Source organism: Oscillibacter sp. CU971 (assembly GCF_905219725.1).
Lineage (GTDB): Bacteria > Bacillota > Clostridia > Oscillospirales > Oscillospiraceae > Oscillibacter.
On the sequence record NZ_CAJMXG010000131.1, the window covers coordinates 2037 to 8076 of the forward strand.

The following is a 6040-nucleotide window of genomic DNA, read 5'->3' on the forward strand; positions in this document are numbered from 1 at the left end:
TCTCCGGCGGCGGGGAGGGATCGTCATCCTGCTCAAACACCGCCTTGACCGTCACGTTTTCGCCGGGCATGGTAAACCTGTCATCGCTGACCGTCACGCCGCCGGAAACCACCTGCCACTCTTTAAAGTGGTAGCCGTTGTCCGGCGCGGCGGTCAGGGCAATCTCAGTTCCCGCTGTGGCAGAGACCGGAGAAGAGGATGCCGTACCATTGCCATCGGTCTGCACGGTCACAGTGTAAGTCTCCGGCTCCGGCGGGATGTCCTGCTCAAACACCGCCTTGACGGTCACATCTTCGGCTGGCATGATAAAACTGTCGCCGCTGACCGTCACGCCGCCGGAAACCACCTGCCATTCCTTGAAGTGNTAGCCCTCCTCCGGCACAGCGGTCAGGTTGATTTCAGTCCCCGCTTCCGCAGAGTCCGGAGTAGCGGACGCCGTACCATTGCCCTCAGTCTCTACAGTCACGCTGAAGAAAACAGACTGCCGCTGGACCGTGACGCCGGCGCTGGCCTTCAGGCCGCTGTAGTCATTGGTCGCGGTGACCGTCAGGGTCTCGGTCGTCTCATCCGGGGCCACGGTGAGGAGGCCGTTTGCGTCAATCGAAGTCCCCGCCGACGAAGCGCCGGTGACGGACCAGGAAACCGTTTTGTCCGCGTTGCCGCCGCCCTCCACCTGGGCCGTAAATTGCAGGGTTTCTCCGGCGAGAATCGCTCCGCTCTGGGGGTCGACGGCCACGGAGCGCACCGAGGAGCCGCCCTGGCTGCCGTAGTAGATACGGACATTTGTCCCGCTTACCCGGTGGGCAAAGCTGCCGTTTACCTTGATGCTGGGGTCGTTTTCGAGAGTTGGACCCCCGCAGAAGGCTTGTTGTACAAATTTGCCGCCGCTTACTGTCGCGGTGATGTCGCCGCCGCTGATGGTGACCCTGCCGCCTTTGGTACTGCCGACCCCACATCCGCCATTGAGTGTTTGGCCGCTTCCTCTGGCAATAATCGTTCCGCNTTTGATGGTGATATTNCCTGCGGCCCGTATGCCGGAGGCTCCTATCCCGTTGCCGCCGCTGACCTCCAGCCGCCCGTCGGTGCTGCCGTCTCCCTTCAAGCTGGTAATGGTCAGACTTGCGTGAGCATATTTTGAGTTGGTCNAGACCGCGATTCCNGGTGTAGTCNCGTTTGTGGCGGCGGACAGCACGCTTGTGCCGCTGAGCATCAGGGTGGCGTTGGTAGTTTTGTCGTATGCAAGTCCAATTGCCGAATTGCTCCCGCTGCTGATCAGCACGCTGTCCAGGATGACCGTGGGGCTGCCTCCGCTTAAGAGGATACGATGTCCGGTCGTCGTACCGGGGGTCGCCATACTGACGGCGTAGGTCCCGCTGCCGGAGATGGTCAGAACGCCGTCGTTATAGGAGCAGTCGCCTATTTTGTCGTCCTCGGCGTTGACCGCAAATTCCCCAAATATATGTCCGGTCACAAAGGCGGGCCGGATCACCGCGTCCTCCCAGCCCATGGTAAAGGTGCTATCCGCCGCGCCGGTGTTCGCGATTCTGCCGTCGCCGGAAACATGCTCCCACCACTTGAAACTCTTGCCCTCCAAGGTCCCGGCGCTTATGTCCACCGTCTGGCCGGGCAGATAGCTCCCACTCCCGGAGCTTCCCGCGCCGCCGTCCGTTACCGTCAGGTTTTTTCTCTCATTGGAGAAGGTGACGTTGACGTATTTCCCCTTGACGGAGGACAAAGCCGTCTCCTCCGGATAGGGCGTCCTTCTGGCGGACGCCTCGTTGGCGCCGCTTTTCAGGATCGCGGCGTACCCGACCTCCGGACTTACGGTGAACTGCGTCTTCCCGCCGACAGCGTCGGTGCGGATGCCGTTTGTGCTCAGGGTGACGCTGGTGTCTTTGCCGCCGACCGTCAGTTTTCCGAGGTCATTGATGGCCTCCGCCCCATAGCTGTGGACGTCCATAGAGNCGCCGCTGACCTCCACCTGATACGCTGTATCTGGGGAATAGAACCCACCGGACCCTTCCATAGAGAACGTTCCCCCGGTCTGGCGCAGCTGGAAGGCTTCTCTCATATAGCATCCGAACNTTCCCATGACGCTCATCGCTCCGCCGGACAGCTCCAGCGAAGCGCCGCCAGACGAAGCACTCGGCTCCGCCCATATCCCATTCCCCTGGTATTGGCGCGCCAGCCCTGTGTTTCCGCCTGTTATGTTCACGGTCGCGTTGCCCATAACGTGGAGACCTGCCTGTCCGGCGAAGGTGATCCCGTTGCCGCCTTCCAGGGGAGATGATGAGGCGCTTGGCACCTGCCTCACAGAGTCGCCGCCTTCTACGTTCAGTGTTCCGATTCCGGATATCCTCAGAACAGAAGCGCCAGTGCTGGAATCCTCGCTGATAAGGATACCTGCGACCCCTTCGTGCTCCCTCCTGAAGCTTCCGCTGCCTTTCAGGGTGCTGGTCCCCTCCAGGATAAGGTCGACCTTGGCGCCCCTCTGGATATTCAGCGCATTGAGGCCGCCGGGATCATTGTCTTGTGTGACAGTGGGCGCGATGCGCGCGTTTTGAAGGCGGATAGTGGCCTCCACGCCAATGACTGTAAGGTTGTACCACGACTTCGAGGTCCCCGTTATGGTGATCGCGCCGGTGTACGGTATGAAAGGNTTNTTGTCATCGTCACTCTTTATTTGCCGGTACGCACACAAGTCGCTGCCTTTTGTGTCTTTTNATATGAAAATGCCTCCCTCCGAGATATCCAGCACAGGGTTATTTACCGGCGCGTCCGCCGCGAACGCCCGGAGGGGCAGCAGCCCCAGGCACAGGGCCAGGGCGGTGANGATGCTGAAGATCCTTCGTTTCATGTCGTGTACCTCCTCGTTCCGGCAAAGGGAATTCCGTCCCCCATGGGGGACGGAAGAAAGGGGCGCGCCCCTTTCTTCATCCGTTTTTGCCGTACTATTCTATTCCACACTATACACAAACCCCTCCCCCAAAAACAAGGCCCCTCGACCAGAATGCACGATTTCGCTACCAGATAACATGCCCCGCCCCTTGACAGCGGCAAATTTCCCGGTTACGCTAAGGACAAACGGCATCGAGGAGGGCGGACTATGCGGATGGGAAAACGGCGGGCCGGCTGTCTGGCGCTGTTTTTGCTGTGCGCGGCGGGCCTTGCGTGGCTGCTGGCGGCGGAGACGGTCCCCCGGCGGGAGCCCGCCCGCCTGACGCCAACGGCTGTAACCGGCGCGCCGGGGCTGGACGGGCTGTACCTCTATGAGGGCCCGCTGACGCTGGAGTACGCCCTCCCGGAGCGGGCGGAGGGATTGCGCCCGATTCTGGAAATCCGGCAGTTGTACGCGGCGGCGGAGCTGCGGCTGGACGGCGCGCCCCTCCAGCGGCTTCCGGCGGGCTTGGGCAATCTGTACGTGACGCTGCCGCCGGACTGGGGCGGGAAGACCCTGGCCCTCGCCATGGAGAAGGGCCCGGAGGACCCGGTGCCCTCCCTCTATCTCACCGACAGCGTGATGATCGATGAACAGACCCGCGNCGATACCNGCCTTCGCGCCTTTCCCGCCGCCGTGTTCGGCGTGCTCTTTCTGCTGGCGCTGGGCCTGTTCCTGTACGGCTGGCTGGAGGGGACCCGGCCCTGGCCGGTGTTGCTGTTGAGCNTTGCCGCCCTGGGCCAGGCGGCGTGCTTCTATCTGCAAAACTTCTCCCTGTTCAGCCTGCCGCCCGCGCTCTACGGGCTGGCGCTGTGTCAGTCCCGGGCGCTGCTGTTCGCCGCGCCGCCGCTGTACCTGCTGCTGGGCATGAAANAACGGCGGAAGGCGTTCGCGCCCTTTGCCGNCCTGCCCNCGCTGTTCTACTTTGTGACGGCGGGATTTCAGACGGTGGTCCCGCTCTTTTCCGGTATCGCCGTCTATGCCGGGCTTGCGTTCTGCGTTACCATCGCCGCCCTGCTGGTCTGCGCCGCGCTGGAGGTTCGGGACGGCAATCCGGTGTTCCGCCGGTTTCTGCCCTGGCTGGGCGGGAGCGTCGCGGCCATCGTACTGCTGAGTATGCTCCCGGCGGCGCGGGAGGGCCCTCGGGCGTCCATCCTGTGGGCGTTTCTCGCCGATCCGATTTCCTGGATTGACACAGAGCTGTTTTATTGGAACAGCCTGCTGCTGGCGCTGTGCTTTTTGGACAGCGCGGCGGCCCTGATCCGCCGCGTGGCTGAACGGGAGACGGAAATGCGGGTGCTGTCCGCCCGCGAAAGCCTGACGCGGGAACAGCTTGCCGTCGTGCGGGAAAGCGCCGCCGCCCTGGGGGAGCTGCGGCATGAGGTGAAAAATCATTATCTGGTCTTGCAAAATCTGTCCCGCGCGGGGGAGAGTAAGCGACTGGATGCTTATCTGAGTACCCTGGTGTCCGACGTGGCATCCATTCCCGCCCTGACCTGCGCGCCTCACCCGGCCATCAACGCCGTGCTGACCACCATGCTGGCGCGGGCCCAGAAGCAGGGGATTGCAGTAGAGCGCCGGATTGATATACCGGAGACGCTGCCTTTCCCGGACACGGAGCTTTGCACGGTGCTGATGAACCTGCTGCAAAACGCACTGGAGGCCAACGCCCAGGCCCCGGAGGGGGCACGGAAGTGGCTGATGGTTGATCTCCACATTCGGGGCTTTCATCTGTATATCGGGGTGGAAAATTCCTGTTTTGCCCCAGTGGACTATGATGGGGAAAGCGGTCTGTACCGCACCACCAAAGAGGACCCGTCCGTCNANGGCTATGGTCTGAAAGCGGTNCAGGCGGTTGCGAGGAAATACCGGNGCGAGNTGGNGCNGCAATNTTCGGACGGTGTCTTTTCCGCCGCCACCGCCCTGCAAATGCCGGAGTGAAAAACCGCCCGCCTGTGACAGTCCACAGGCGGGCGGCCTCTATTTCATGAAAGCGACAAATCGTTTCGCGACCTCCTGCCGGTAGGTGCGGCTGACGGGAATCTCCATCTCCGTGTCCAGCAGCAGCCCGCGTGTGGTCTGCTTAAGGACGTGCTCCAGATTTACGACAAAGCTATGGTGGCAGCGGCAGAACGTGTCTCCCCGCAGAAGGGAGAGCAGTTCCCGAAAGCTCAGGTTGACGGGGATTTCTTCCCCCGGCAAATGGACGGCGGACTTGTGGTTGACCGCCTCCGCATAGAGGATGTCTTTTGCCTCCACTCTGCGTGAGCCGCCTTTGACGGGCAGCGCAAGCTGTTCCGGGCGGTAGTTTTTTTGCAGATCCCACTGGATGGCCTTTTCCAGCCGTTCCTCGTCCACCGGCTTCATCAGATATTCCAGCGGGTGGGTGGCAAAGGAGCCGGACATGTATTCATCGTAAGAGGTGATATAGATGATGGAGCAGTCCACATTCCATTCCCGCAGGCGGTTGGCCAGCTCCACGCCGTTTTCCCGCGCCAGCCGAATATCCAGCAAGAGCAGATGGAACGCCGAGGGTTGATTCCTCAGAGCGGTCAGCAGCGGCTCCGCCGCGGAGAAGCTGGAAACGGAAAAATCAATGTCCCGCTGGAAGTGGCCGGCTTCCAGAACCCGGCAGAGCGTGGCCTCGTTTTCCTGGGCCATCAACGGTTCGTCTTCGCAGATTGCGATACGGTACATGGAGCGGTCACCTCCCCGCGGTACAGTTTGCGCCATTATAGCATTTTTCGGCGCGGCCGTAAACGGTGAGGAAGGAAAATATTCTTTGGCTTAGCCAGCGCGAGGAAATGCGCGGAGCGGCCGGCCTTGGAGGAAATGACTGCGGCGGAATGACTTCGTGGTTGTCAAGCCTGAATCGAAGAAATGTTTTATAAAAAAGCCTCCTCTTTTTCTCTGTTCCAGACATTGCTTTTCCAACTGTGCCCAGCTACAATATATTGAGTTGCGATAATAGAACAGGAGGATATCTGGAAATGGACTTGAGCCGCAATCCGCTTTGGGATGAACGAGGGGAGTTCCGCCGTGGCTGTACGGTGGGCGAGGCGCTGTCTTGGCTGACGGCGAGTGGAAGCCACAGCGCCGGAG

General features: G+C 61.2%; 3 protein-coding genes. 1 reads left to right on the forward strand and 2 read right to left on the reverse strand.

From position 1 onward, the window contains the following. Positions 1-2857 (reverse strand): Ig-like domain-containing protein (locus JX325_RS09935; RefSeq protein WP_204790991.1); only part of this gene is annotated, 2857 nt, incomplete at its 3' end. Between the two features lie 249 nt (positions 2858-3106). Here JX325_RS09935 and JX325_RS09940 point away from each other — a divergent pair. Beyond that, positions 3107-4879: a GHKL domain-containing protein gene (locus JX325_RS09940; RefSeq protein WP_204790992.1), complete on the forward strand. Its 1773-nt coding sequence runs from the start codon at positions 3107-3109 to the stop codon at positions 4877-4879. 39 nt (positions 4880-4918) lie between these two features. Here the strand turns inward: JX325_RS09940 and JX325_RS09945 are convergent, their stop codons facing one another. After that, positions 4919-5635 carry a LytTR family DNA-binding domain-containing protein gene (locus JX325_RS09945; RefSeq protein ID WP_204790993.1) on the reverse strand — a complete coding sequence of 239 codons (717 nt, stop codon included), beginning with the start codon at positions 5633-5635 and terminating at the stop codon, positions 4919-4921. Positions 5636-6040: the final 405 nt, after the last annotated feature.

Bases quoted from the DNA above. Each gene is read 5' to 3' on its own strand.
- JX325_RS09945 (WP_204790993.1), bottom strand. From the start codon at position 5,635: ATGTACCGTATCGCAATCTGCGAAGACGAACCGTTGATGGCCCAGGAA.